24 protein-coding genes are annotated in these 25,421 nt (G+C 70.8%); 13 read left to right on the top strand and 11 right to left on the bottom strand.

Features of this window, described 5'->3' with window-relative positions; all coding sequences use genetic code 11:
• Nucleotides 1–4: 4 nt before the first annotated feature.
• From AWX74_RS29435 to AWX74_RS29425, 3 genes are all read left to right on the top strand, one after another.
• Nucleotides 5–634, top strand: coding sequence for a response regulator (locus AWX74_RS29435; RefSeq protein ID WP_091283491.1), 630 nt, complete (start codon nt 5–7; stop codon nt 632–634).
• Between the two features lie 8 nt (nt 635–642).
• Entirely contained in the window at nt 643–2,223 is a 1,581-nt protein-coding gene (locus AWX74_RS29430; RefSeq protein WP_091283489.1) for a sensor histidine kinase, read from the top strand.
• 148 nt (nt 2,224–2,371) lie between these two features.
• A complete protein-coding gene (locus tag AWX74_RS29425) occupies nt 2,372–4,720 on the top strand; it encodes a protein kinase domain-containing protein (protein WP_091283487.1) in 2,349 nt (782 codons plus the stop codon).
• 94 nt (nt 4,721–4,814) lie between these two features.
• Here AWX74_RS29425 and AWX74_RS29420 read toward each other — a convergent pair whose 3' ends face one another.
• Entirely contained in the window at nt 4,815–5,711 is an 897-nt protein-coding gene (locus tag AWX74_RS29420) for a helix-turn-helix transcriptional regulator (RefSeq protein ID WP_091283485.1), read from the bottom strand.
• Nucleotides 5,712–6,037: 326 nt separating this feature from the next.
• Between AWX74_RS29420 and AWX74_RS29415 the strand changes: the two genes are divergently transcribed.
• From AWX74_RS29415 to AWX74_RS29405, 3 genes are all read left to right on the top strand, one after another.
• A complete protein-coding gene (locus tag AWX74_RS29415) occupies nt 6,038–6,499 on the top strand; it encodes a hypothetical protein (RefSeq protein ID WP_091283484.1) in 462 nt (153 codons plus the stop codon).
• A gap of 119 nt (nt 6,500–6,618) precedes the next feature.
• Nucleotides 6,619–7,146: an ester cyclase gene (locus AWX74_RS29410; RefSeq protein WP_091283483.1), complete on the top strand. Its 528-nt coding sequence runs from the start codon at nt 6,619–6,621 to the stop codon at nt 7,144–7,146.
• Between the two features lie 180 nt (nt 7,147–7,326).
• Nucleotides 7,327–8,229, top strand: a complete 903-nt coding sequence (locus tag AWX74_RS29405; RefSeq protein ID WP_091283481.1) for an SAM-dependent methyltransferase — start codon at nt 7,327–7,329, stop codon at nt 8,227–8,229.
• 198 nt (nt 8,230–8,427) lie between these two features.
• Here AWX74_RS29405 and AWX74_RS29400 read toward each other — a convergent pair whose 3' ends face one another.
• Nucleotides 8,428–9,213 carry an ABC transporter permease subunit gene (locus AWX74_RS29400; protein WP_091283480.1) on the bottom strand — a complete coding sequence of 262 codons (786 nt, stop codon included), beginning with the start codon at nt 9,211–9,213 and terminating at the stop codon, nt 8,428–8,430.
• Nucleotides 9,210–10,178 (bottom strand): ATP-binding cassette domain-containing protein, encoded by a 969-nt coding sequence (locus AWX74_RS29395; RefSeq protein WP_091283478.1) that lies wholly within the window; start codon nt 10,176–10,178, stop codon nt 9,210–9,212. The genes AWX74_RS29400 and AWX74_RS29395 overlap by 4 nt, the downstream gene beginning before the upstream one ends.
• 354 nt (nt 10,179–10,532) lie before the next feature.
• Between AWX74_RS29395 and AWX74_RS29390 the strand changes: the two genes are divergently transcribed.
• On the top strand, nt 10,533–11,978 hold the full coding sequence (locus tag AWX74_RS29390; RefSeq protein WP_165615820.1) for a sensor histidine kinase: 1,446 nt from the start codon (nt 10,533–10,535) through the stop codon (nt 11,976–11,978).
• Nucleotides 11,975–12,688 carry a response regulator gene (locus AWX74_RS29385; RefSeq protein WP_242666469.1) on the top strand — a complete coding sequence of 238 codons (714 nt, stop codon included), beginning with the start codon at nt 11,975–11,977 and terminating at the stop codon, nt 12,686–12,688. The genes AWX74_RS29390 and AWX74_RS29385 overlap by 4 nt, the downstream gene beginning before the upstream one ends.
• Nucleotides 12,689–12,896: 208 nt before the next feature.
• Here AWX74_RS29385 and AWX74_RS29380 read toward each other — a convergent pair whose 3' ends face one another.
• Nucleotides 12,897–13,154 carry a hypothetical protein gene (locus AWX74_RS29380; RefSeq protein ID WP_091283474.1) on the bottom strand — a complete coding sequence of 86 codons (258 nt, stop codon included), beginning with the start codon at nt 13,152–13,154 and terminating at the stop codon, nt 12,897–12,899.
• Nucleotides 13,151–13,351 carry a hypothetical protein gene (locus tag AWX74_RS29375; RefSeq protein WP_091283472.1) on the bottom strand — a complete coding sequence of 67 codons (201 nt, stop codon included), beginning with the start codon at nt 13,349–13,351 and terminating at the stop codon, nt 13,151–13,153. The genes AWX74_RS29380 and AWX74_RS29375 overlap by 4 nt, the downstream gene beginning before the upstream one ends.
• Nucleotides 13,352–13,511: 160 nt before the next feature.
• Here AWX74_RS29375 and AWX74_RS29370 point away from each other — a divergent pair, with 160 nt between their 5' ends.
• The 5 genes from AWX74_RS29370 to AWX74_RS29350 are packed head-to-tail and all read left to right on the top strand — an operon-like array spanning nt 13,512 to nt 18,033.
• Nucleotides 13,512–14,123 (top strand): hypothetical protein, encoded by a 612-nt coding sequence (locus tag AWX74_RS29370; protein WP_091283470.1) that lies wholly within the window; start codon nt 13,512–13,514, stop codon nt 14,121–14,123.
• Entirely contained in the window at nt 14,120–14,662 is a 543-nt protein-coding gene (locus AWX74_RS29365; protein ID WP_091283468.1) for a hypothetical protein, read from the top strand. The genes AWX74_RS29370 and AWX74_RS29365 overlap by 4 nt, the downstream gene beginning before the upstream one ends.
• Nucleotides 14,659–16,059, top strand: a complete 1,401-nt coding sequence (locus tag AWX74_RS29360) for a Dyp-type peroxidase (protein ID WP_091283467.1) — start codon at nt 14,659–14,661, stop codon at nt 16,057–16,059. Before AWX74_RS29365 ends, AWX74_RS29360 begins: the two co-directional genes overlap by 4 nt.
• A 1-nt stretch (nt 16,060) precedes the next feature.
• Nucleotides 16,061–17,275 carry a cytochrome P450 gene (locus tag AWX74_RS29355; protein WP_091283465.1) on the top strand — a complete coding sequence of 405 codons (1,215 nt, stop codon included), beginning with the start codon at nt 16,061–16,063 and terminating at the stop codon, nt 17,273–17,275.
• Nucleotides 17,272–18,033, top strand: a complete 762-nt coding sequence (locus tag AWX74_RS29350) for a hypothetical protein (RefSeq protein WP_091283462.1) — start codon at nt 17,272–17,274, stop codon at nt 18,031–18,033. The genes AWX74_RS29355 and AWX74_RS29350 overlap by 4 nt, the downstream gene beginning before the upstream one ends.
• Before the next feature lie 118 nt (nt 18,034–18,151).
• Here AWX74_RS29350 and AWX74_RS29345 read toward each other — a convergent pair whose 3' ends face one another.
• The 6 genes from AWX74_RS29345 to AWX74_RS29320 form a co-directional block, all read right to left on the bottom strand.
• Entirely contained in the window at nt 18,152–18,628 is a 477-nt protein-coding gene (locus AWX74_RS29345; RefSeq protein WP_131799563.1) for a nuclear transport factor 2 family protein, read from the bottom strand.
• Between the two features lie 80 nt (nt 18,629–18,708).
• Nucleotides 18,709–19,740 (bottom strand): NAD(P)H-dependent amine dehydrogenase family protein, encoded by a 1,032-nt coding sequence (locus AWX74_RS29340; protein ID WP_091283457.1) that lies wholly within the window; start codon nt 19,738–19,740, stop codon nt 18,709–18,711.
• Nucleotides 19,741–19,796: 56 nt separating this feature from the next.
• Nucleotides 19,797–20,774 (bottom strand): LLM class flavin-dependent oxidoreductase, encoded by a 978-nt coding sequence (locus AWX74_RS29335; RefSeq protein ID WP_091283456.1) that lies wholly within the window; start codon nt 20,772–20,774, stop codon nt 19,797–19,799.
• A gap of 436 nt (nt 20,775–21,210) precedes the next feature.
• A complete protein-coding gene (locus AWX74_RS29330; RefSeq protein ID WP_091283455.1) occupies nt 21,211–21,717 on the bottom strand; it encodes a cupin domain-containing protein in 507 nt (168 codons plus the stop codon).
• A gap of 1,046 nt (nt 21,718–22,763) precedes the next feature.
• On the bottom strand, nt 22,764–24,107 hold the full coding sequence (locus AWX74_RS29325; protein WP_091283454.1) for an ABC transporter substrate-binding protein: 1,344 nt from the start codon (nt 24,105–24,107) through the stop codon (nt 22,764–22,766).
• 359 nt (nt 24,108–24,466) lie between these two features.
• Nucleotides 24,467–25,408, bottom strand: a complete 942-nt coding sequence (locus tag AWX74_RS29320) for an alpha/beta hydrolase (protein WP_091283452.1) — start codon at nt 25,406–25,408, stop codon at nt 24,467–24,469.
• Between the last annotated feature and the right edge of the window lie 13 nt (nt 25,409–25,421).

Here is a 25,421-nt window from a genome sequence, read left to right as displayed (position 1 = left end):
ACCGATGGCATCATCGTTGTCACTCCTGGTGATTGACGATCATCGGATATTCGCCGAGGCACTCTGCCTGGCCCTTGGCCTCGAACCCGATGTGCGCAGCGTGGCAAAGGCGCACACCGGCCGGGACGGCCTCGCGATGGCCGCGGCCCTCGACATCACCGCCGCCGTCGTCGACCTCGACCTGCCCGACCTCGACGGCATCGAGGTCGTCACCCGGCTGGGCGTGCTGCGGCCGGCGGCGCGGATCGTCGTCCTCACCGCCCATGCCCGGCCCGACCTCGCCCAGCGCGCGGTGGCCGCCGGCGCCGCCGCGTTCCTGCCCAAGGAGGCCCCGCTGGTGCGCATCACCGCGGCGCTGCGCGGCCAGGGCGGCGACGAACCGGTCGTCGACCTCGGAGCCGCTCGGCCCGCGTCGGTCGGCCACGTCGGGCTGACCCCTCGCGAGCTGGATGTGCTGCGCCAACTCGCGCAGGGACGGGACGCCCAGCAGACCGCTGCGACCCTGGGCATCTCGCTGTACACCGCGCGCGACCACATCAAGGCGCTCATGGCGAAGCTCGGGGCGCGCAGCCAGCTGGAGGCGGTGGTGTCCGCGACCAGTCTCGGCCTCGTCACCGTCGGTTCACGGTACTGAGCCATCCGTTGACCGCTACCCAGCGCCCGTCGACACCGCCGACCGCAGGCGACGACACCGCCGACGCGGCCGGTGCCGACGCGGCCGCGTCGGTGACACCGGCGCCCTCCCGGGGCCGACCGCGCGAGCGTCCGGTTGTCCGCCGCGTCGTCCTGCGGCACGTCGTCGTCGCGGCCGTGATGTCCGTGTTCCTGTCGGCGCTGGTCGTCGCCGGGCTCTGGCGGTTCGCGCAGGACCAGTCCCGGGAGAACGCCGAGCAGGTGGCCGCGCAGGTGGCCGCGACGGTGCTCGGCCCCATGGCCCGGCACGACTACTCCCGGCCCGACGGCTTCGACCGGGCCGATCTGCGCGACAGGATGACCCCGTTCCTGTCGGCCGGCATGATCGACCGCGTCAAGCTGTTCACCGTCCGGGGCGACCGCGCCACCATCGTGTTCTCCGACGACCCCCAGCTGGAGGGCCGCACCGGGTATCGCGCGCCGAGCATGACCGACCGGCTCCAGGCCGGCGGTGTCGTGGTCAAACAGGTGCCGCGGGACACCGCTCACCAGTACGAGACGTCACTGCCGGGTAGCCGGCTGGAGGTCTTCTTCGGCTTCCTCGACGCCGCGGGCAGCCCGACCCACCTGGAGCTCTACATACCGGTACGGCCGGCCTGGATCGCCCGGCAGGCCACCGGGGTGCTGCTACCGGTCCTCCTGGCGGGCACCGTCCTCCTCACCGCGGCGATGATGCCGCTGTCGATCGCCATGGCCCGGCGGGTCGAGCGCGACCGGGCGGAGACCCGCGCCGCGCGACGCTACGGGCTCGCCGCCGCGCAGCTCACCCGGGAACGGCTGGCGCGACGTCTGCACGACCATGTCATTCCCAGCCTGGCAGCGGCCGGCCTCCTCCTCGACCGCGCCCGGATCGACCGCGCCCCGATCGCACCTTCGCGCCCTCCCTCGGCCGCGGGTCCCGCCCCGCCCGCCGCCGGCGCCACCGGAGCTGGCGGAACAGCCGGGGCTGGCGGGGCCGGGAGCGATCTGGTTCTCGCACATGTCCAGGGCCTGCTCGCCCGGGAAGCGCAGGAGCTGCGCGCGATGCTCACCGAGCTGCTCACGTCCGCTCCGCCCGACACGGACATCCGGGCCGCCCTCCACCTGCTCGCCGCCGAGATCCTCACCACCGGGCTGGAGCCGGAACCCGTCGTGACGGTCATCGTCGAGGACCCCTGCGAGGTCGACAGCCAGACCGCTTCGATCCTCTGCCAGGTGGCCACCGAGCTGCTGCGCAACATCGCGCGGCACGCGGCGGCGCGCACGGTCCAGGTCCGCGTCAGCACGCCACCCGGCGACCAGGCCAGGACGGTCGAGCTCCACGTCACCGACGACGGCGCCGGTTTCGATCCTGCCGTCGCCGCCCCGCCCGACCACATCGGTCTGCGTCTCGTCCATCGTCTCCTCACCGACCACGACGGGCGGCTGACAGTGACAAGCGCGCCGGGAGCCGGGACGACGGCGACCGTCACGATGTCCGCCGGGCCACCGCGGTCCGGCGGGGGCCACCGCCCGCGAGCACCCTGGCCGCGCCGCGGCCGCCCGAGGTAGATCGGGCGGGGTTGGGTCTGTCGACCGGCCCAGTGCTTCCCACCGGGCGGGGAAAGGCCGGGAGGCATACTGGGAGCAGCATCCTGACCGTCACATTCGAGTCAGATCCGGGTGGCGGAGCAGCGGCTGGTGGAGGTGCGAAGCGCTGATGGCGGACGTCCCGTCCCACGTGACGCCGCTGGAAGCCACCGACCCGGAGCGGATCGGCCGTTACCCGCTCACCGGGCGGCTGGGCACCGGTGGAATGGGCACCGTCTATCTGGGCCACACCGAGGACGGCCGGCCGGTGGCGGTGAAGGCGATCCGGCGCGAGTTCGCCCAGGAGCCGGCGTTCCGGGCCCGGTTCCTGCGCGAGGCGCAGGCTGCGCGGCGGGTGGCACGGTTCTGCACCGCCGAGGTGCTCGACGTCAACACCGAGGGCTCCGAGCCGTACCTGGTCACCGAGTTCATCGACGGCCCGAGCCTGTCAGCGCACGTGCGTGAGCACGGACCGTTGCCGCCGGCGGAGCTGGAACGGCTCGCGGTCGCGGTCGCGAGCGCGCTGACCGCGATCCACAGCGCGAACCTGATCCACCGGGACCTCAAGCCCGGCAACATCCTGCTGTCCCCCTCCGGCGCCCGGGTCATCGACTTCGGGATCGCCCGGGCGTTGGAGACCACCACGATGCACACCCGCGAGGGCGGCATCGTGGGTACCCCGGCGTTCATGTCCCCCGAACAGGCCCTGGGGCATCCGCTGACCCCCGCCGCCGACATCTACGCCTGGGGAGGCGTGGTCCTCTACGCGGCGACAGGCCGAATGCCGTACGGCGAGGCCGCCACCCCGGTGGTCCTGTACCGGGTGGTGCACGACGAGCCCGACTTCAGCGGGATGGACTCCGCGATGCTGGCGCTGGTCCGCCGGGCGATGAGCAAGGATCCCGCTGCCCGGCCCACCGCCGGGGCGCTGCTGCTGCGTCTCGCCGAGGGGGTCTCCCCGTCCGATCCGCGGCCCGATCCGGGGCCCGGTCGGGGGATGTCGCCGCTGGGCGCGGCGACCCTGGTCCCGGCCGCACCCGCTCCGAGAACACCGGCTCCACCGAGCGTCCCCCCGCTGTCCCAGCCCCCGCCCGGCCGCACCCCGCAGACTCCCGCCGGACCATCGGAGCCCTCGGGGACGTCCAGTCCCCCACCCGAGGACCGGGACCCCGCGAGGACGTCCGATCTCCCGCCCGGGGCCTGGTCGGGCCCCGCGGAGACGCCCGGTCGTCCGCCCGGAACCTGGAATCCGTCGGGGCCGTCGCCCGCACCGACCGCAGGGCCGGCGCGGGGGACGCACCGTCCGGTGGCGGTGCTGCTGACCGCGCTCGGCTCGCTGGTGCTGCTCGCCGCCGTCGTGACGACGTCGCTGCTGCTCGGCCCGCTTCGTCCGGGCAGCGGCGAGGACGATCCCGGCGCCGGCGGCGGGGACGGCGGCACGCTGACCGCCACCCCGTCGGGGGCGTCCACCGCCACGCCGGCCGGTGGGCCGGTGACGCTCGCCGACTACCGGGGCCGGGTCGCCGTCGAGATCACCGACGAGCTGCGCCGCCGCGGGCTGGAGGTGCGGACGACGACGCAGGAGAGCGGTACGACCAGGCGGGGACTGGTGCTGGGCACCGAGCCCGCCGCCGGCCACGAGGTGTCACCCGGCGGCACCGTCACACTGTCGGTGGGCGACGGGTCGCTGCCCGAGGCGGCGGGCTGGCGGGTGTTCAAGCGGTACGCGGCCGACAGCTCCACCAACGTCAGCCCGATCGTCGTCGTGGACCCGACCGGCAACGAGCGGCTGCTGGGTCTCGGGGACAACCCCGTGCTGTCACCGGACGCGAGCCGGGTCGCCTACACCAACGCCGACGGCGAGATCACCAGCGTACGTACCGACGGCACCGACTCCCGGCAGGTCAGCGACGAGCCGGACGGTTCGTCCGACAGCCCGGCCTTCTCCCCGGACGGCGCCACCATCGCCTACGCCCGCAACATCGGCGGCGTGTACGCGGTGAACGCGGACGGCAGTGGCAACCGCCGCCGGCTGGCCACCGTGTCCGACGCCTACGAGCTGGCCTGGTCGACGTCGAACCAGATCGTGCTGCGCCGCGGCGACGACCAGTCGATCTACGTCCTGTCGGTGGGCGACGGCAACCTGCGGAGGCTGGCCGGCTCACCGGTGCCGGGCGCGGGTGCCGTGGAGCCGGCGTGGTCGCCGGACGGCGGCACGGTCGCGTTCGGGGTGTCCACCGGCGGCGGCATCTACCTGGTGAACGCGGATGGTTCCGGGCTGCGGCAGGCGGCCGGGCCCGGCTCCTGGCATCCGAGCTGGTCACCGCAGGGCTCCCTCGTCTACGTCCAGGACGACGGTGCCGCCAGGTTCTTCGGCGCGAACGGCACCATGCGGATGATGAACCCGGACGGGACCGGCGACCGCCAGCTCGACGGCAGGCTCGCCAGCGGCCCCGTGCGCTGGGCGACCGCGCCGTAGCCCTTCCCGCGGGTCGGGCGGGCACCAGCTCGACCTGACGCTCGAAGTGCCGCTGAGCCGCGACGGCTGGCCCGCCCCGGGAACCCGACGTCGCTCAGGGAGCCGCGGAGACCGAAGCGGTGGAGGCCGAAACGGCGGAGGCCGCAGAAGCGGCAGGAGCGGCAGGAGTGGCAGACGACCGGGCGGCCGCGGGGGGCGCCGAGATCGTCCCACGCACCACCGCGACAACGGCGGCCCGGCTCTGCAGGCCGAGCTTGCGGTAGATCTGCTCCAGGTGCTTGTGGACGGTGCGCGGGCTGATGCCCAGCACACGGGCGATCTCGCGGTCACCGATCCCCTCGGCGAGCTGGTCCACCACCTCGCGCTCCCGGGGCGTCAGCGCCGCGAGTCGGTCGGCGGCCCGGTCGGCCACCGCCGCGTGGTGCCGGGCGTCGCGCAGTGCGACGGTCAGGCGGGAGAGCCGCTCGCGTTGCGCGACGGCCTGGCAGACCAGCGGCGAGGCCAGGTCGAGCAGCTCCCGGGCCCGCCCGGAGAAGCCCCGCCGGGACCGGTTGAACACCAGCAGGGTGCCCTGGTGACGTCCGACAGCGACGATGTTCAGCAGCTGGTCGTGGGTCTCGCGAGGGCGGTAGAAATCGGTGTAGATCGGCAGGTTGCGCAGGGACCGCAGGTCGGCGAGGTCGGTGAGGGCCACCGAGCTGGCCGTTCGCAGCCGCCGCTGCCGGTGGGCGACGAACGCCGGATGCTGCCCGAGCACCGCGGCGAAGTCGGGCGACTCGCTGAGGTCGGTGTTCGCCGGCTCGACGACCGTCGCCACCAGCTGCCGGGTGCGGTGATCGACCCGACAGTAGGACGCCGAGTCGCAGCCGATCATGTCGGCCATCCGGGACAGCACCGGGCTCGGCAGCTCCGCTCCGGCCTCGCTTCCGTGCAGCAGACGAACCATGTCGAGCAACTCCAACAGGTCTTTCCTGGTGGCTTCCGCCGGCATGCCCGCTCCTCGCCTCGGCCGACCCCGAACCGAAGGCCGAGGCGGGTTCCCCGCGGCCAGCATCGCGCGCGCTCCTTTTTCGTGTGCCATGATTGTCCGGCAGCCGACATAATGCTTTCCAGTCGTGCCGCCGACAGCACCGGAGAGATTTTTCTGCTTTCTTCCGCCCGCCCCTCCCCCGGCCTCCCGCTACGCACAAGTGCGTATTTTCGAGCCGCCCGCCGAACTGGTTATCTGACGTCGACGCAATCAGCCGCCACATCCGGAACCTCCAGAAGATTCCGGGAGAACACGGTGTGGCGCTTTTGAGAAAGAGGTCGACCAAGATGTCTCGTTCCCTGGTTACCCGTTCCCGTCTCGTCATCGCCGCGTCCGCCCTGGCCGTCACCGGCGCGCTCGGCGGAACCGCGCTCGCCGCCGCCGCCGACGGCGCGGCGGACAACGTCGCGGACCCGTCGCGGGCCGCCGTGAGCGCGCCGACCGCGGACGCGCTGCCGATCGATGCGCACCGTTTCGCGGTGATCGACTCGGGCGGCGCTGTCGTCCGGAGCAGTGCCGGTGTCACCTCCGGGCTCACCGCCGCGCAGAACGTCGAGGTGCTCTTCGACCGCGACATCCGCGGCTGCGCCTACACGGCGTCCATCGGCGGACGGGCGAACGACGTGCCGCCACCCGGGTTCATCACCGTGTCGCAGCGGGCCGGGAAGGCCAACGGCGTGTTCGTGGCGATGCGCAACCCCGACCAGTCCAAGGCCGTCCTGCCCTTCCATCTCACCGTCACCTGCTGACAACCGCCAGCGGGGCGTCCCCTCGGACCGACCCGAGTACCGACCCGACGGGACGCCCCGCTCGCGGCACCAACCCAGCCAGCACATTCCCTCTCAGGTACCCAGATACGAGGTGACCCATGGACACCGCAGTCTCCTCCGGGACGGCACTCGCGCTCCGCTCGATCGAGATCATGGCTGGCGGCGACTTCGACGACTTCACCGAGGTCGTGCACCCGCTCGCCACCAACCGGGAGAGTGTGGACGAGCCGCCGGACGCCCGCGGCCAGGGCCCGCGGGCCTTCCACGCGACCGCCCTGTGGCTGCGTGCGGCCTACGCCGACCTGCACTGGCAGATCCACGACACGGTGGAGCGGGGCGACCTCGTGGTGGTGCACTGCACCATGAGCGGCCGCCACGCCGGACCGTTCGTCGCCTACGACGCCAACGCGCGGATCGAGCGGGTCTTCCCGCCGACCGGACGGACCTTCGCCACCACCCAGACCCACTGGCTGCGCCTGCGCGACGGCAAGGTCATCGAGCACTGGGCGAACCGCGACGACCTGGGCACCGCCGCCCAGCTCGGCTGGATCCCGCCGACGCCGCGCTACCTGCTCCGGTCTGCCCTGGCCACCCACCGGGCCCGCAGATCGTCGATCGGCGCCTGACCCGCACGGCCCGCCGCGGGCACCGGCAGGCCGCCGGACGCCGCGGTTGCCCGCCGCGGCCGTCGCGGGCGGCCGTCGACACGACCGATCAACCCGGCGGAAAAGGAGGATGACAGACCAGAACCGCGCAGGCAGAATCCCCCAGGCAACCCCAGCCACGAAAGGACGAACACAGCCGAGATGGCCGACGAGGACGAGGCAGGAAACGCCGGTGGGACACGCGGCCCCGGTGGGACAGGCGACCGGAGTGAGGGAACGGCCGGCGAACGGCTGCGCTCGGCGCGGTTCCCCCGCAGCTCCCGCTATCACCCGGACTGGATTGCCGGCGCGGTCAGCGGCGGCGCGAACTCGCTGTGGCTGACCGAATGGCTCACTGAGGCCCTCGACCTGCGGCCCGGTCTGCGGGTTCTCGACCTCGGCTGCGGCCGTGGGGCGTCGTCCGTCTTCCTGGCCCGGGAGTTCGGGGTGCAGGTCTGGGCCACCGACCTGTGGTTCGGCCCGGACGAACGCCTGGCCCGCATCCGTGACGCCGGTGTCGAGGACGCCGTGTTCCCACTGCGCGCCGACGCCCGTTCACTGCCGTTCGCCACTGACTTCTTCGACGCCGTGGTCAGCATCGACTCGTTCGTCTACTACGGCACGGACGATTTGTACCTGAACTACCTTTCCCGGTTCGTCCGGCCGGGCGGCGTGATCGGTATCGCCGGTGCCGGGCTCGTCGACGAGTTCGACGGTCCGGTACCGGGCCATCTGCGCGCCTGGTGGGAGCCGAGCATGGCCTGCCTGCACTCCGCGGCCTGGTGGCGACGCCACTGGGAACGCAGCGGCGTCGCTCACGTCACCGTCGCCGACACCATGCCGGACGGCTGGCTGCGCTGGCTCGACTGGCACCACACCATCAACCCCGACAACACGGTGGAGATCGACGCACTCACCGCCGATCAGGGCCGCCACCTCGGCTACGTCCGCGCCGTCGCGCACCGCCGCCCCGACGCGACCCCCGACGAGCCGATCGCCGACATCCCGCTGGCCTACACCGCCCACCCTCTGCTCCGCGACGACCCACCGCCCGCCGCCCGCTGACGCCGTCAGCCGGCGGTAGCCAGCCCGCGCCACCGTGTATCCCAGGTACTGGGCGCGGACCGCGTCCAGTACCTGCTTTCACCGAGGCCTGCTTTCACCAAGACCCGCCACCACGCCCGCCACGCCCGTCCGGAGAGCCAGACAGGCGTGGCGGTGGACACGCTCTGGAGATCGGTGGGGGACGTCCAACGGCCTGGTTCAGGACACCTCGCGCCGGGCGGTGCGCAGCAGGCCGAGACCGAGCGGCAGCGCGATCCAGATCAGCATCGACGTCACGAATTTGGCTCCGTTGTCGCCGAGCGTTCCGTCGAGCAGCCAGGCCATGCTCTGCGTCGGGTCGAGCCACTCGCCGATCTCGGCCAGCGCACCGACCGCGATGATGTTCCAGACCGTCGGCAGAACATAGAGCAGGACGATCGCCGCCGCCGTGTTGTGCAGCACCGCGCCGAAGGCCATCCCCGAAAGCATGTTCAGCAGCACGAACGGAAAGAGGCCGAGCAGCGGCCCGGTCCCGTCGGGGTTCGCGACGTCGCGGCCGATGCCCTCGGCCAGTGCGATCGACGCGAAGCCGACCAGCAGCGCGAACAGCCCGGCGAGCAGGCCGAGCAGGAGCCCCGCAGCGATCTTCGCCCGCAGCACTCGGCCGCGCCTCGGTTCGAGGGTGTAGGTGACCAGCACCGTCCGCTGCGTCCACTCGGTGGTCAGCGCGAGGACGGACGTCACCGGCAGCAGCAGCGCCGTCGCGAGCGCCGGGAAGGACAGGTAGCTCGCCTGGGTCTGGTCGATGTCGTCGGGGAAGCCGAGCGGAATGGTCGTCACCGCGACCGCGAGCAGCGCGGAGGCGGCGATCAGCCAGCGCCCGGAGCGGGTGTTGACGGTCTTGGCCCACTCGACGCGCAGCAGGCGAGCGAACGGAATGCCATCTGCCGGGCTGGGTGGTGTGGCCTGCCTTGACCGGCCGCCGGTGACAGTCACGCTGGTCATCGGGTCACCTCCGCCGGCGACGCCGGCATGTCGCCGGCCGGGCGGCCCGCGCCGGCGGGCGCGCCTCCGGCACGGGTCACGGAGAAGAACAGGTCCTCGATGCCGGTCCGGTCAGCCTGGCGCAGCTCAAGCAGGACGAGCCCGTGGGACGCGGCGAGCCGGGCGATCGACTCGGCATCAACGCCGCTCGCCGCCGGGGCACTCGTGTCGACGACGGTGCTGCCGTCCTCGTGGACGACGTGCGGCAGGCCGGCTTCGAACAGGACCCGCGCGAGCGCCCGCGGGTCGGTGGCTCGCAGCACGAGCCCCGCCGAGGAGAGCAGCTCGTCGAGCGAGCCGGCGGCCACGACCCGCCCACCCCCGACGACGACCAGGCGGTCGACCGTCGCCTGGACCTCGCCGAGCAGATGGCTGGAAAGCAGCACCGTTCCGCCGTCGGCCGCGAACGACCGCAGCAGGGTCCGCATCCACGCGATGCCCTCCGGGTCGAGCCCGTTCGCCGGTTCGTCCAGGATCAGCACCTCGGGTTCGCCGATCATGGCCTGGGCGATCCCGAGGCGCTGGCGCATGCCGAGTGAGTAGGTCCCGACCCGACGGTCGGCGGCGCCGCGCGGCAGACCGACATCCTCGAGCAGGTCGTCGGCGCGGGAGGGAGGCATGCCGATGAGGTCGGCGGTCAGGCGCAGCGTGGCACGTCCGGTGCGGCCGGGGTGGACGGCTGCCGCGTCGAGCAGCGTGCCGACCCTGCGGGCGGGGTTCCGCAGCTGGGTGAACGGAAGGCCGGCGACAGTGGCGTAACCGGAGTCGGGGCGCGTCAGGCCCGTGATCATGCGTACTGTCGTCGACTTCCCCGCACCGTTCGGGCCGAGGAAGCCGGTTATGGTGCCCGGCTCGCAACTGAATGACACGTCCGCGACGGCGGTCTGGCTGCCGTAACGCTTGGACAGTGACTGGACTGAGATCATGACCCGATGTTGGTGGTGAGGCGGCCCTCGCCACATCGGCCGAACCGCTACGGTTCGGCGACGAAAGGACATCCGCGGCAGCGCTTTCGCTGGTTCCTACGGTCCCTCTGACCCGGAACGAGGTCACCGAAAACCCGCGGGCCGAGGTCGAACTGCCTGCCAGCGCATTCCCGGCGCGCCGGGAATGGCGCCGTGACCTGCCAGAACATGGGTTGGGACCGTCGAATAGACGATCGGCGCGGTGCCGCCGACGATAGTCGTAGCCACCCTTCGCCCTTAGTTGGCTGTCAGCGTGGTGCGGGAACCTCCTACGCTTGGCCGATGGCGGAGCGGTCAGCAGCAGGCGCGGAAGACGTGGTCGCGGACTCGGTCGACGATGTCGACTTTCCGGCGCTGGTTCCCGCGTCGCTGCTGCCCGGCCGGGCGGCCGTGCGGTCAGGCCGCTGGTCACGCCGGCGGACGGTGCACCGCTCGGGTCGCGACTGGCTGGTCGACGTCCTGGTGTTCGTGCTCGCTGCCGGGCTCGGTGGGCTTTTCGTGTACTCGGCGCTGCAGTCCGAAGAGGAGTCGGCGACAACACTTGAGCTGGTCGTCGACCTGGCTTTGGGCGGCCTGTCGTGCTGTGCGCTCTGGCTGCGCCGACGATGGCCGGTGGGGATCACCGTCGCCATCGGGCTGGTCGTCGTGGTCTCCGCGTCCGCTGTGATGGCGTCGGTGGTCGCGGTGTTCACCGTCGCGGTCCACCGCCGGGCGAAGGTGCTCGCGGGCGTCATCACGCTGCACCTGTGCGCCAGTGTCGGCTACGGCCTCTACCGGCCGTCCGCCGACTCCCCCGTGTGGGTCGACCTCTTCTTCACCACCCTGATCCTTTCGGTGGTCGCGGCCTGGGGGATGCTGGTCCGTGCCCGTCGCCAGCTCGTACTGTCGCTGCGCGAGCGCGCCGAACGGGCCGAGGCCACTCAGCGCCTGCGTGCCGAGCAGGCCCGAAGCGCCGAGCGCGCTCGGATCGCGCGGGAGATGCACGACGTCCTCGCCCACCGGATAACCATGGTCGCGCTGCATGCCGGTGCCCTCGAGATCAGCAGCGACCTGCCGTCCGAGCAGGTCGGGGCGACGGCCGGGGTGATTCGCGGCGCCGCCCGCCAGGCGCTTGAGGAGCTCAGAGAGGTCATCGGGGTGCTGCGGTCCGATAACCGCGGCGGGCCGGAGACCGCGCCGCGCGTTCCGCAGCCGACCCTCGCGGACGTGTCGCGCCTGGTTGCCGAGGCACGACACGCCGGTTTGCGAGTCGAGACGTCGATCGACGTGAAGTCACCAGACACGGCGCCTGGTTCGCTCGGACGAGACGCCTACCGCATCGTGCAGGAGGCGCTGACCAACGTCGGCAAACACGCTCCCCGGGTGGTGGCGACCGTCAGCCTCGTCGGGCGGCCGGGCGAGGGCCTGCGCGTGCTGGTCAGCAACGAGCTGCCCGCGCCAGCGCTCCGGACTCCGCTGGCTTTCACGGCGCCGTCACCCTCGGCGTTGGCCCCGTCCGAGCCGTCCGCGTCCGGGCTGTCCGCGTCCGGGCTGTCCCCGTCCAGGCTGTCCGCGTCCGGGCCGGGCACGAGTCCGGCGTCTTCGACGTCGGCGTCGGCAACGGAGGCCGTCGACCCCACGGTCACCCCAGCTCTGCCCGGCGCCGGAGCGGGTCTGACCGGTCTGGCGGAACGCGTGTCGCTGTCCGGCGGGACGCTCACCTGCGGCCCCACCGCCGAGGGAACCTTCGTCGTTGACGCGCGGCTGCGGTGGCCTCGGTGAGCGGCGCGCCGCCCGAGCCCAACCTCGTCGCCGGCTCGGCACCTCCCGAAGCCCGCGGGCCCGTCCGGGTCCTGCTGGTGGATGACGACCCGCTGGTTCGCGCCGCGCTGCGCATGATCCTCGCTACCGCCGCCGACCTCGTCGTGGTGGGCGAGGCGGCGGACGGTGGCGAAGTTGTCGCAGCCGCGAACGCCCACCATCCGGACGTCGTCCTGATGGACGTGCGGATGCCGGGCGTGGACGGAATCGCCGCGACCGAGCGGGTGCGCGCACTGGCCCGGCCGCCGCAGGTCATCGTCCTTACCACCTTCCACCTCGACGACTACGTGTTCGGAGCGCTGCGTGCCGGTGCCAGCGGTTTTCTCCTCAAGGACAGCCCACCGACCGAGATCCTGCAGGCGGTGCGCACCGTCGCGAACGGCGCGGCGATGCTGTCGCCGGCCGTGACCCGCATGCTGATCGAGCGGTTCGCGGGCAACCCGGTCGACACCCGCCGAGCCGATGCGATGCGCCAGCTCGAAGGCCTGAGCGAGCGGGAGCGCGAGGTGGCCGCCGAGGTCGCCTACGGGCTGTCGAACGCGGAGATCGCCGCCAAGCTGTACATGAGCGAAGCGACCGTGAAGGCGCACGTGTCGCGGCTGCTGACCAGGCTCGGCGCGGCGAACCGAGTCCAGATCGCGATTCTGGTACACAACGCCGGCGCGATCTGAAGGTCCGCTGCCCGGTCTGGAGTCTGGGCTCGGCGCGGCCCGGTGTCCCTGAGAGCGGCCCGGTGCCCCTGAGAACCGTGCAGACGCTGCGCGCGAACGGACGGCTGCGCTGATACGCGCGGGACCCGCACAGCATGGATCTCGAAGAGGGCCGGCTCAACACCGGTGACCGAACCCTGGAACTCCCCGTGGGTCGTGCGCCGGCCGGTCAGGTCGGGCGTGCGGTCGCGGCGTCGCAACGCCTCCTGAAGATGAAGCTGGTGGCCCGGTCGCCCTGCTCCGGCGCGAATGCGACCAGCTCCCAGCCGTCCGCGCCGAGCCGGTCCAGACCGTGGATGAGGTCCACGCAGCGGAACTGCTCGCCAGCCGCGGTCGTGGCCACCCAGCGCGCCCCCTTCCCGCCCGGCCAGCCGGGCTGGACGAGGCGGAGCTGCGCGTGGGCCCAGACGCCGGCGGCCGCGCTCACCGCCGCTTCCCCGACGGCTCCCCCTGCCGCTCCGCCTGCGCGGCGGCGAGCCGGCTCAGCAGGTAGCAGACCGCGGCGGCGGAGGCGTAGCCGCGGAAGTAGGGCGACGCCACCCAGCGGAATCCGATGACGCTCGACGCGACGGCGAAAAATGCCGATCCGCCGAGTGCGAGCTGTTCGACCCGTATACGGTTCATTCGTTCCCACCTAACTCGGAATCGTTTTTTTCGAAAGGTCTGGCGAAATCCGGCATCCAGCCCGTCGAACTGTCCAGCACCCGACATCCAAGTGGCATTCAAGGACCGTACCGCGTACCTTCTCGTCTTGCGATTCCGCCGACAGAAAAGGGTACCCGAGGTGACCGTCTCCGAGCCTGGAACAGCCGTCGGGACCGCCACCGGCACCGGCGCCGGCAACATCGACGGGCAGGCCATCGCCATCACCGTCTTCAGCACGGTGAAATGGTGGGGAAAGCTTTGGCTTCCTATTCTTTTCGCCACCCTGCGGCTGATCCCGCCGCTGACCCGAGATCTGCGGAAGCTGTCGTTCATCCACTTCGCCAGGTGGACGCTGATCCGCGAGCTGCCCGCGAACGGCGACACCGCGCCGCGGACCCGGCTCCGCTACCCGCACCTGTTCTTCGAGAGCAACTTCAATGACGGGTGGGAGGAGTACATCGACGCCTTCTCCTATGTGCTGACACGCGGCATGAGCCTCTTCTGGGCCAGTTCGTACGGCTTCCCCGGTGCGCTCCCGACCGGCCCGTTCAAGGACTACATCCACCGCAACGAGCTCGAAGCCGCCCACTACTACTCGGCCTATCCGGAGGCGACGGCGACAATGGTGCAGAAAGCCCTGGCGTTGGCGCCCGCGGTCGCCGACTTCGCCGAGCGGGCCGGGCGGCTGTCGCCGGCGGAGTTCGAGGGCGCCTGGTCGGCGTTCCTCACCGACGCCCAGGACCTGCTGTGAGGGCGCGGCCGGCGCAGGCGAGCCCGGTCACCGTCCTCACGCCGATCGTGCCGGGCGAGCGGGACGCGCTGGAGAGCTACCTGACGGGGCTGAGCAACGCTCCTGGCGGGAGCCCGCTGGCGCGGGTGCCGGGCACACACTTCGCCCGCTGGGTGATCGTCCCCGACTTCGTGACAGACCCGAAGCAGCCCGCTCCCGACCCGCTCGGCTCTCCTCACCTGCTGTTCACCAGCAACGTCGACGGGTCCGCGGACGACTACCTCGCCGCCGTCGCGGACACGCTGACCGCCGAGGCGCCCGAGATCTGGGGCCGGTGTGTCGGCTGCCCGCGGCCGGCCACCGGTGCGGGGCTCGCGCGCTACCTGCGGCACAACGCCATCGGCACCGGGCTGTTCTTCGCCGCCTACCCGCGCGCGACGGTGCAGGCGGTGACGGCGGCGCTGGACGTGCACGACCGCCTCGTCCGCCTGCTCGTCGACACCCAGCTCGCCGGCCCGGCAGCGATCCGCGCGGCCTTCCTGAAGGAGTTCCGGCCATGACGATCGCCACCCCCCGGATCCGGCGGACGCCGCCGGTGCCCGATCTCGCCGACATCCAGGGCGGGATCCTGCGTGCCTACGGGAACGACTACTCGCGCACGACCTACCTCTTCGTGAACGTGGATGAGAGGCGGGCCGGGCAGCGGTGGCTCGGCCGTCTTGTGGACGACGTCACCAGCGCCCGGCCGTGGACCGAGGGCAAGCCCGCGACCACACTGAATGTCGCCCTCACCTATGACGGGCTGCGCGCCCTCGGCCTTTCCGCCGAGCTGCTCGCGACGTTCTCGGACGAGTTCCGCGCCGGGATGGCGGCGCGTGCGGCCCAGCTCGGCGACGTCGGCACGTCCGCGCCCGAGCACTGGGACACCCACGACAGGGCGCATGTGATCCTCATCGTCAACGCGCTGAGCGAGGGCGACCTGACCGGCCGGCTCGCCGACCTGCGGGCCGATCTCGGCCGGTACGAGGGCCTTTCCCTGGTGCGCGAGGAACACGCGAGCCTGCTGCCCGGAGTGCGCGAGCACTTCGGTTTCGCGGACGGCTTCGCCCAGCCCGCGGTGGAGGGCGTCACCGACGATAAGGCACCCGGCGGCGGCGTGCGGGACAAGGACGGCTGGCGCGGCCTCGCCCTCGGCGAGTTCGTTCTCGGATATCCCGACGAGTCCGGCCGGGACGGCGACGGTCAGGATCTCCCGAGCGCCCCCGCCGGCCCGCTCGGGCGCAACAGTACCTACGGCGTGTGGCGCAAGCTGGAGCAGGATGTCGCGCTCTTCCGGAAGATGCTGCGCACGTCCGCGGCGGCCTTTCCCGGCGGCGACGAGGAGAAGCTCGCCGCCAAGATCGTCGGGCGTTGGCGCAACGGCACGCCGATCGTGCTCTCCCCCGAAGGCCCGGCGGCCGACTTCCGCGGCAACGATCCGGGTGCCAACGACTTCCTCTACCACGACGTGGACGCGGACGGCCGACGCTGCCCGCTCGGCGCCCACATCCGCCGCTGCAACCCGCGGGACTCGATCGGGTTCGGTGAGCTGCTGAGCTTCCGGCACCGGATGCTGCGCCGCGGGGTGCCGTACGGGCCGCCCCTCCCACCGGAGGCGACCGGGCCGGACGGCCAGGAACGCGGCCTGATCTTCGTCTGCTACGTCGCGAGCATCTCCCGGCAGTTCGAGAGTGTGCAGGTGCAGTGGCTGGAGGACGGGAACGTCTTCGGGCTCGGCCATGACAAGGACTTCCTGATCCGCGGGCCGGCGGACGGCAGCGGGAAGATGACCGTGCCGGGCCAGCCGCCGTTCTTCCTCGGCCCGCAGCCGACGTTCGTGACGACCCGCGGCGGCCAGTACCTCTTCGTGCCCGGCATCACGGGGCTCGGTGCCGTGGCGGCCGGGACGGCGGGCTGACATGGGCGCCGTCTCCCCTCGCCGCCGCGGGCTCGGCGACCTGCTCGGGGACCGTTCCGGCTGGGTGTTCGCCCTGCTGCGGCGGTTCCGCCCGATCCTGTCCGCCGGACCGTTCACGGTCGTCACCAGGTCCGACGACGTGCGTGAGGTGCTCGGCGACCACGAGCACTTCACGGTCGCGCACTACACGCCGAAGATGGCCGAGATCACCGGCCCGTTCATCCTCGGGTTGGACGACACCGCGCTCTACCGGTACGACCACGCGGCACTGCGGGCCGTGATGCGCCGGGACGACGTGCCCGCCATCGGCCACGAGGTGCTCGCGGCCGCCCGCACCCGGGTCGCCGCCGCCGGCGCCGGTGAGCTCGACGTCGTCCGCGACCTCGCCGACCCGGTACTCGACGGGATCGTCGCGAGCTACCTGGGCGCGCCCGGCCCGGACACCGCCACCCAGCTGCGGTGGGCACGCGACCTGTTCGAGCACATCTTCCTGAACGCGTCGAACGACGCCGCCATCCGCGCGCGGGCGCTCGCCGACGCCGCCGAGATGCGGCCGCACATCGACGGGCTGATCGCGGCGAGGAAGGCGCGGCTCGCGACCGACGCCCCGGTGCCGGACGACGTCCTCACCCGGCTGCTGCAGGCGAAGGAGCAGGACGGCGGCCTGCACGACCTCGCCATCCGGCACAACCTCATCGGCCTCATCACCGGCTGGATCCCGACGGTGTCGAAGGCGTTCGCGATGGTGGTGGAGGAGCTGCTGCGGCGGCCCGAAGAACTCGCCGCCGCGCAGCGGGCGGCCCGCGCGGGCGACCAGCAGCTGGTCGCCTCGTACGTCTTCGAGGCGCTGCGCTTCCGCCCGCAGACGTGGGCGCTGCTGCGGGTCTGCGCGGCCGACCGGGTGCTCGCGGCCGGGACCGGCCGGGAGACGGTCGTCCGGGCGGGCACACGGGTGCTCGTCGCCACCCGATCGGCGATGTTCGACGGCTCGGTGGTGCCCGACGCCGGGCGCTTCCGACCGGGCCGGGCGTGGGGCGACTACCTGCACTTCGGGCACGGGCTGCACACCTGCTTCGGCCTGCAGATCAACCGGGTGCAGCTACCGGCGCTCGCCATGGCGCTGCTGGAGGGCGGCGACCTCGTCCGCGCCGGCGACCTGCGCTGGGATGGGCCGTACCCGGCCAGCCTGCGGATCCGGCGGGCGGGCCGGTCGTGACCGAGGCGACGCTGGTCACGTTCCCACCAAGCCTGGACAGCGAGTTCAGCCGGTTCCTGCTCGCCTACTACGGCCTCCCGCACCGGGAAGAGCGGCACACGCTCGTCTTCTCCTCGCTCGTCACACTGCGGCGCGGCCATACGGTGCGCTTCCCGCTGCTGTCGGACGACGGCGCCGAGCTCGCCACGGTCGCCGAGATGGTCGACCACCTGGAGGCGCGAACCGTGCCGGAACGCCGGCTGCGGCCGGACGACGCCGACCCGGCCGACCTGGCGGCCGACTGGAGGCTCTTCCACCGCACCCTCGCCAGCGCGACCACGGTCTTCGCCTACTACCACCTGCTGCCTCTGCGGCCGGTGATGGTGCACGCCCTCGGCGACGGCACGTCGGCGGGCGAACGCGCCGCCGTCCGGGTGGGCTACCCGCTCTTCGCCGGCCTGCTGCGCGGGCTGCTCCGGCTGACGGCGACCAGGGAGCGGGCGGCCGCCGCGACCATCGGGACGGTGCTCGGGGCGGTCGGCGAGCGGCTCGCCGACGGCCGGCCGTACCTGTCCGGCGACCGCTTCACGCTGTCGGACCTGGCCTTCGCGGTGGCAGCCGCGCCAGTGGTCTGGCCGGACGAGTTCGGCGGCGCGATACCGCCGCTGCGGGACACCCCGCCGCCACTGCGCGCGATGATCGACGAGTCTCGGCGGACCCCCGCTGGCGCGCATGCGCTGCGCGTCTTCCACGCGCACCGCGACCCCCGACCGGGCTGACGTCCTCCCCCGTCGAGCGCCGTCGAGCGCCGCGCGCCGACGGCCGTGGCCGAGCACGCTGTCAGACCCGCACAGTGCGCGGGTCTGACAGCGTGCACACCACACCCACGGAGGGGACTCAGCGAGCGGGAACCGGAACGAGGCCCGTCAGTCCCGCACTTCCTGGTGGCCATCGCACGTCGGCCTCCCGGCTGACGAACCGCCAGGCGGTCCCGTCGAACTCGACGACGTCGTAGTAACGCCCGGCGGCCGCGACGACCCAGTTCTCCTCCGGACATTGAAGCGCGATCTGGTCGGTCCACACTCGTGCCCGCGTCGCCGACTCGAAATCGATCACGGGATCGAGACTGAGATGCCTGGCCCGCCCGGGCTCGGTCGGCTCCATCGCCCCGACGCCCTCGACGATGGCCGCCCTGCCCTCGAAGGTGACCGACGGAATCCGCCAGATCGCATCCTCGGCGAAGAGGTGCCCCCACTCCTCGAAGCGAAGATCATCTAACAGTTGCCCGTAGAGTGAAACGAGCCTTCTGATGTCCTCTCGGGCCTGCAGTTCCGCCAGACTCATCAGCGTGTGATCTTCCTGTGTCGAGCTCACCGGACCTCCACCTCTCCTCGTGTGGACGAACGCGTTGTGATTGGGCCAGACGGTGGTTCGGGCACGCGACGCGGTGCGGCTCAGGTCCCCGTCGCGACGAGGCCGGCGGCGGTGATCATCGATAGTTCGTCGACGGTCACCAGGCCAGGTGCCGCGGCGACAACGTGGGGGATGGCATTGACGGCGGGGTTGGCGGTGGGCATGCCGAAGTCGACGCCGGCGGTGTCGTAGCGGACCGTGAACCTGGAGCGGACCGACGGCTCACCGTCGACCTCGATCACGTAGCCCTCCTCGGTGGGCCAGTCCGGCTCCATGGCATGGCCGAGCCGCCAGACGAGGCCGAGCTCGATGACCGACCGTCCGCCGGCCCGCCCGGACCACAGGCCCTTCAGCCCGCACACGTGGCCCTTGGAGATCTTCATGTAGCCGAGGTCGAGGTCCTCGGTAGCGACCCCGAACTCGGGTGTGTAGACGATCTCGTCCAGCTCGACGCGCAGCGCCTCGGCCATCATCTCGACAGCGTCGACGAAGACAAGCTGCCGGTTCTTCGCGAGCTCGGCGAGGCCGGGCGTGTCGGGCGGGACGGCGAAACCGGTCTCCAGCCAGGTCTGCGGCGAGGCGTAAGCAGTGCAGTCGACGGACTCCAGGACGGACACCCGGTCCACCCGGCGGCACACCGCGGTGGCCATCAGGCCGAGGGCGTTGGCGTAGCCGGGGTTGATGCCGGTGCCGTACAGCGACACCCCGCCGCGTTTCGCGGCGTCGTCGAGGCGACGCATGGCCTCGTCGCCGTAGGAACGGCCGGTGATGAAGTTCGCGGTCGAGACGACGTTGATACCGGCCTCCAGCAGCCGGACCATCTCGTCGACCCGCCAGTGCAGCGGCATGTAGAGCACGACGTCCGGCCGTAGGCCGAGGATCTCCTCGACGCTGTCGGTGGCCACCACCCCGACCGGGTCGATACCGCACAGCTCACCGACGTCCTTACCGGCCTTGTCCGCGCTCCAGGAGAAGCACCCGACGAGCTCGAGGTCCGGGTGGGCCAGGACCGTGCGCACCGCGCTGCGGCCGACGATGCCCGTGGTCCACTGAACGACTCGTAACGGCAACATCTTTCCTTTCATCGGAGGGTTGTTCTGGGATGTTTCGCCCTACTGGTCGAATCGCCTCACCGGGCGAGGGCGGGCATGACCTGCTCGTCGACGACCTTCAGGTACCGCCACGCGATCTCCGGTGGAAGGCCTCCGATGAGCGGGTGCAGCCCGAGCGGCGCGCCGGCCCGGACATGCTCGATGGCCTCGGGCACCGACAGGATCCGGTGGCTGCGGTTCTCCCTGCGGAGTTCCTCGGCCGTCTCGACGAACGACAGGCTGGCGGTGCCGGTGTTGCCCTCGTTCCACGCGGCGTAGCTGCGCACGTCGTGCATGAGGTATGGGCCGAGCTCCTCCCAGGCGGCGTCGACGTCCTCTGCGACGAACATCGTCGTCGTGGCGTCGTCCGGCGTCAGAACGCACATGCCGGGCTCGTGACCGGCGGCGCGGGCGGCCTCCTCGTAGGCGACCCGAAGCTCGGGGTCGCCTTTCTGCGCGAAGAACCCGATGCCGTTGCGGCCGGCCCGCCGGGCCGCGGCGATGCTGCCGCCGCCCCAGGAAACCATCGGCCCGCCTGGCGTCACCGGCGCGGGAGTGACCTGGATCCGGCGGCCCTGGTACTCGAAGGCCTCGCCGGTCTTGGCCCGCAGAAGCACCTCGATCTTCTCATCGGCGATCCTGCCGCGGCGGTGGTAGTCGACGCCGTACATCTCGTATTCGGCAGGGCGGTACCCGATGGCCATGACGTGCATGACACGGCCCTTGCTGATGATGTCGAGGACCGCCAGCTCCTCGGCGAGCTGGACCGGGTCGTGCAACGGGAGGATGACGATCGCGATCATGATCGTCAGTGTGCTGGTGCGGGCGGCCATCGCGCTGGCCAGTGTCAGGGGAGCAGGCAGGTAGCCGTCACTGGCCATGTGGTGCTCACAGAGGAGTGCCGACAGGCAGCCACGGGACTCCGCCCAGGAGGCCATCTCCAGGGCGGCGGCGTATAACTCGGTGGCAGGGGCGCCGGTCTCCGGAGCCCGCATGTCGAAGCGCAGGGTGAACACGCCAGAAACCTCCAGAAGCAGTTGATACCGAGGTGTCGAACTCAGGCACTGGGATGCACCGCGATCCGGAGGGCGCCTGACCCCAGCGCACGAGTTCCAGGACATGCAGGTCGCCAGGGGCCGAGCCGTCCGCGCCGGAATGTGCCAGACGGCCCCGGTGAGGCGGCGGATGAACACTGCGCTGGCCACGAACGCCACCACCGTGGCTTCTCCCCCCAGCGAGTCGGGTTTCGCCGCCGCATGGCGCAGAGCAAGGCCGTGGCGTTCCTTCCAACGGTTGACCGGGACCGCGCCACTACGGCCTTCAGAAGCGTGCCATGGTGGATGCAGACTGGCTCAGAAATCCATTCAGGTACTTGGGGACCACGATCTCAAGCTGTCTGCTACCGAGCCTGCGGAAAGGAGTTTGCCGCGTCGACCCGACGCGGCTCGACGGTCAGGCGCCGGCGGTGGCAGCGAGCCAACGGTCCTGGTTGGCGACCGCGGCCGCGATGACAGGCTTCCAGCGTTCAGCGGTCTGGTCAAGAATTCTGTTGTCGAAGCTCGTTGACGTGCGGAATTCCAGTACCTCAACACCCTCGTCACCCGCGGTGTACGCGTACGGGGCGTCAGCCTTGATGAAGAACCCGTCTCCGGCCTTCAGCACCCTGCTGCCCATCAGGATCTCGCCGGAGAGGACGTAGTAGAGGCAGTCCGCGGAGTGGCTGTGCCGGGGTAGCCGGAAGCCTGCGCCGAACCACGAGTAGACGAGGCTGAAGCCATCTGGCCCCTCTCCCTTGAAAAGAACCCTGACGCGCTGGCCGTGCACGATGGGGGTGAGATCGAGCTGCTCATGCACGGCCTCGTCGATTGTGGGAGCCGACATGATGCCGTCATCGTCGATCGGCGTGGCGTCCTCGGATCGAAAGAACACCATCTTGGCGGACCTGGCGTCCTGAGTCATCGGATGTCTCCTTTGTGTCGGGGCGCAAATCCCGCGCATGCCGGCCAGATATCACGAAGGGGTCCTTGCACTGCCGGTAGGCGTCGCTCGGTGAATCGGCGGCGCCAGCGCGCGGAATTCGTCGGCTGCGGGACTCTGGGGCTGGTAGGCACATCGGCGCCGGCAAATGTGCGCGAGATCGGCTTTGCGATCGATCATCGGCGTCACGCGGGATCGGTAGTCAGAGCACCCTCGGAGAGGCAGTGGGCACCTCCGCTGGTGCGAGGCGAGGCAAAGTGATCTCGGTCCGAGGTGTCAGGTCGTTTCTGGCACAGGCGTCTCCTCGGGCGGCACCGGCAGCTCAGCAAGCTTCCTGCGGACATGGGCCGAAGCTGGCGCGCCTAGTCTTACAGGGATGCAATCGCCAAATCAATGGTCGCATTATGCAGACGATGAGGACTGGGTCGGCTGAAGTCCGGGACATCATGCGCCCGCCCGCCGCCAGGGGCGCTCGGCGTAGCCGGTCTCCCGAGCGGGCGACCAGGAGCCTGACAAGGTCGAAGATCCTCCGCCGCTCGCGCACGTCCGGTTCGGGTCAGGGTGTCGAGACCGATGGGTTGTCTGGCGGGAGATGGTAGCCCCGGCACCGGCCACCTCGCCACCACGATCAGATAATGGATACATTATGCACTCAATGATCCTTGCATGCAAGCCGCCGCGGGCGTGATCGCGCGCGGCCGGACGCGACAGGCCCGGCTACTCCCTCACGCCGACATGTTCTGGAGGGCAGACATGCCGCCTTGACCCGGCCTTGACCGGATCCCTCGGCAACTGCGCCCGCGGCTGCCGACCCGGCCGCCCGTCACCGCGCCTTCGCGGTCAACGCCCCGGTGTTCGACGCCGAGGGCAAGGTTGTTCTCGTGCTGTGCCTACTCCTGACACCGGCCACAGCGGATTGCCGGCCCGCACCGAAGCCGAGCTGCTCACGCTGGGAGGCCGAATACAGGCCGCTTGCTCACCTACGCGATCGCCACGGGCAGGACGACGCCCCGATGCCGGACCCCCGTTCAGGATGCCTTGGCGATGGCTCCGCACTGCAGTCCGGGCGCGCTCCAGGCTCCATTGGTGAGATGTGCCAGTGTCCCGCAGGGCGAGGGTGCGACGTGGTTGAGGGGCCAGCGGGTCTCCGGGACCGTGCCAGGGACGTAGTTGGTGTAGCTGGTGTTGAGGGTCTTCAGGAAGCTGTCGACGGTGAGGTTCTCGCCGGTCTTCTGGAGGGCCTTGACCAGCATGTCCGCAGCCCAGTAGCCAGCTGTCGCCGTGAGGCTCAGGGCGGTGCCGGGAGAGTACTTCCTGAAGTCCGCGACCATCTGCGCGACGGCCGGAACGTCGGTGGCGAAGCCGCCCTGCCACCCCAGCAGGGCGTAGGTGCCTTCGAGCTCGGGCACGGTCGAGACCCGGGGGTCGTAGAGCGGTGAGACGATCATGCCCTTGTAGCCGGCTGCTTTCAGAGAACCGGAGAGCTTCACCGCGTCACCGAACTGGGCGACGAAGAAGACGACGGCCGGGGGCTTGCCCGAGTCGGCCCGCATGATGTCGTTGACGATCGAGGTGGCGTCCTTCAGCCCGGAGATCGGGATGGGCGACTCCTCGTAGACGATCTTGAAGCCGCCTGCCTGCATGCCCTGGCCGACGGTGATGATGCCCTGCCGGGCCGAATCGTTGTCGAGACCGATCAGCGCCGCCGTCCTGGCGGTGCCCGCGGGCAGCGCGTTGGCCATGGTCAGCGCGCCGCCCGTGTCGTAGGCGCGTGGGTCGCCGGTCTTCGGGGTCGCGCATCCGGTGATCCCGAAGCCGATGGCGTTGCCGCAGAAGCCCGAGTTGCCGCCCCAGCCGAAGAACGGCATCTCCGCAGAGCAGAACGCGTCGATGTAGTTGCCGTCGATTGTCTGGACGAACGCGGCGAAGGGCTGGTCCTTCTCGACAAGGGCCTTGGCCTGGGCGCCGTCCCGGCCGGCGTCTCCTGCGTCATCGCGGGTACCGAGAAGGTCGATCGTCCGGCCGTTGACACCGCCCGCGGCGTTCGCCGCGTCGATGCGGACCTTCGCGCCGGTGGGAAAGTCCCCGAAGGCGACACCTCCCGGGCTGGTCGCCGTCGCGAGCATCCCGATCTTGACCGACGTCGCGGTGACACCACGGTTCGGGTTCGACGCTGGCGCGCTGCACGCCAGACTGTTCGGATCAACGGTGACGTTCGTCTGGCTCCACCCGTGGTCCGGGCCGAGCTTGCTGAGCGCCGGGTTCACGGTGACCGTCCCGGCACTACTCCCATTCGAGCCGGCCGAGCAGCCGGCGACGCCGACTGCGCAGGCCACGGATAAGACCAGGGCGGCCCGACCATGATGTCGCATTGCGAGAGCTCCTTCTGTGAAAGATCGCGAGGGCAGACGGATCTGACCTACCAGAAGGCGAACAACTGGACAGGGATCCGCCGGGTGAACGTCGTGGGGATTCTCGCCGCCGCGGGTTGCGGCCTCACCTACGGGCCTGCATCATCACACCTGCATATAAAACGAGCAATATTATTCATGGTCGACCGACGAGGTGACCACAATGGCCGAGATCACCGTAGTCGGCGGGAGCGCGTCGCATGTGACGATACTGGTACCGATAGGCACCACGCGGTCATGTCCTACTTGCGAGGGCTGATCCAGGCGGTGAAACTCTGTTAGAAATCGGCCGGCTCCGCAGCCGCTGAACCGGACCGGTCTCAGCCCTTACGGCGGTGGCGGTCGAGAAACCTACGCATTTCGGCGCACATCTCAAGATCCTCCGGGCTGGTGCCGCCGAATCCGCCATGGGGCATCGCCTCGAAGACGTGTAGTTCCGCCTCGACGCCGGCGGATCGCAGGCGGCGGTGCATGCGGACCGTGTTGGACAGGAACAGATCCCGGGTGCCGGACTGCAGGAAGGTCGGCGGGAATCCGACGAGATCGGCGAACAGCGGGGACAGGTGTGGATCGGACAGGTCATGGCCGTCGGCGTAGAGCAGGTTCACGTCGTGGAGGCTTCCGAGGACGTTGTCGAACAGCCTGTTGGTGAAGAAGGAGTCACCCGACTCGGTGAGATCGGCCTCGGGGCTGAGCAGCACCAGAGCGGCGGGCATCGGCAGACCTTCCTCCTTCGCTCGCACGAGCAGTGCCGCCGCGAGGTTCCCACCCGCGGAGCCTCCGCCGACGAAGATGTCCGACGGCTCCCGTTCCTCGAGAAGTGCCCGGTAGACCGCGACACAGTCATCGAGAGCAGCCGGATAGGGATGGGACGGCGGCATCCGGTAGTCCACACCCCAAGTGATCATTCCGTTGATCATCGCGGTGGCCGAACTGATCAGACGGCACAGCTCTCCACCGCCCGCGATCAGTGCCCCGCCGTGGAGGTCAAGGTAGATCGGAGTCTTCTCGGTTGACATACCCCGCAAATTCAGGACAAAGGTGCGCACCCCCGCGATCTTCGTGTCCTGCACCTCCACCGGGAAATCGAAGCCGGAAAAACGCTCCCGGAGGGCTGAATTGGTGATGTCGATGAGTCGCGACCACGCCGGGGCGTCGGTCAGCGCCGGATAGGTGGCCCGGTCAGACGCGGGAGCTGCCAGGAACTGGCGTGCGACCTCACTGACACTCGTCGGAACGTGCGCGCCTGGCTGGTCGCTCATGGTGCTCCGTCTC

This window comes from Parafrankia irregularis (assembly GCF_001536285.1).
GTDB classification, from domain to species: domain Bacteria; phylum Actinomycetota; class Actinomycetes; order Frankiales; family Frankiaceae; genus Parafrankia; species Parafrankia irregularis.
The sequence above is the reverse complement of the archived record's forward strand: the minus strand, read 5'-3'. Positions and strand labels throughout refer to the sequence as shown.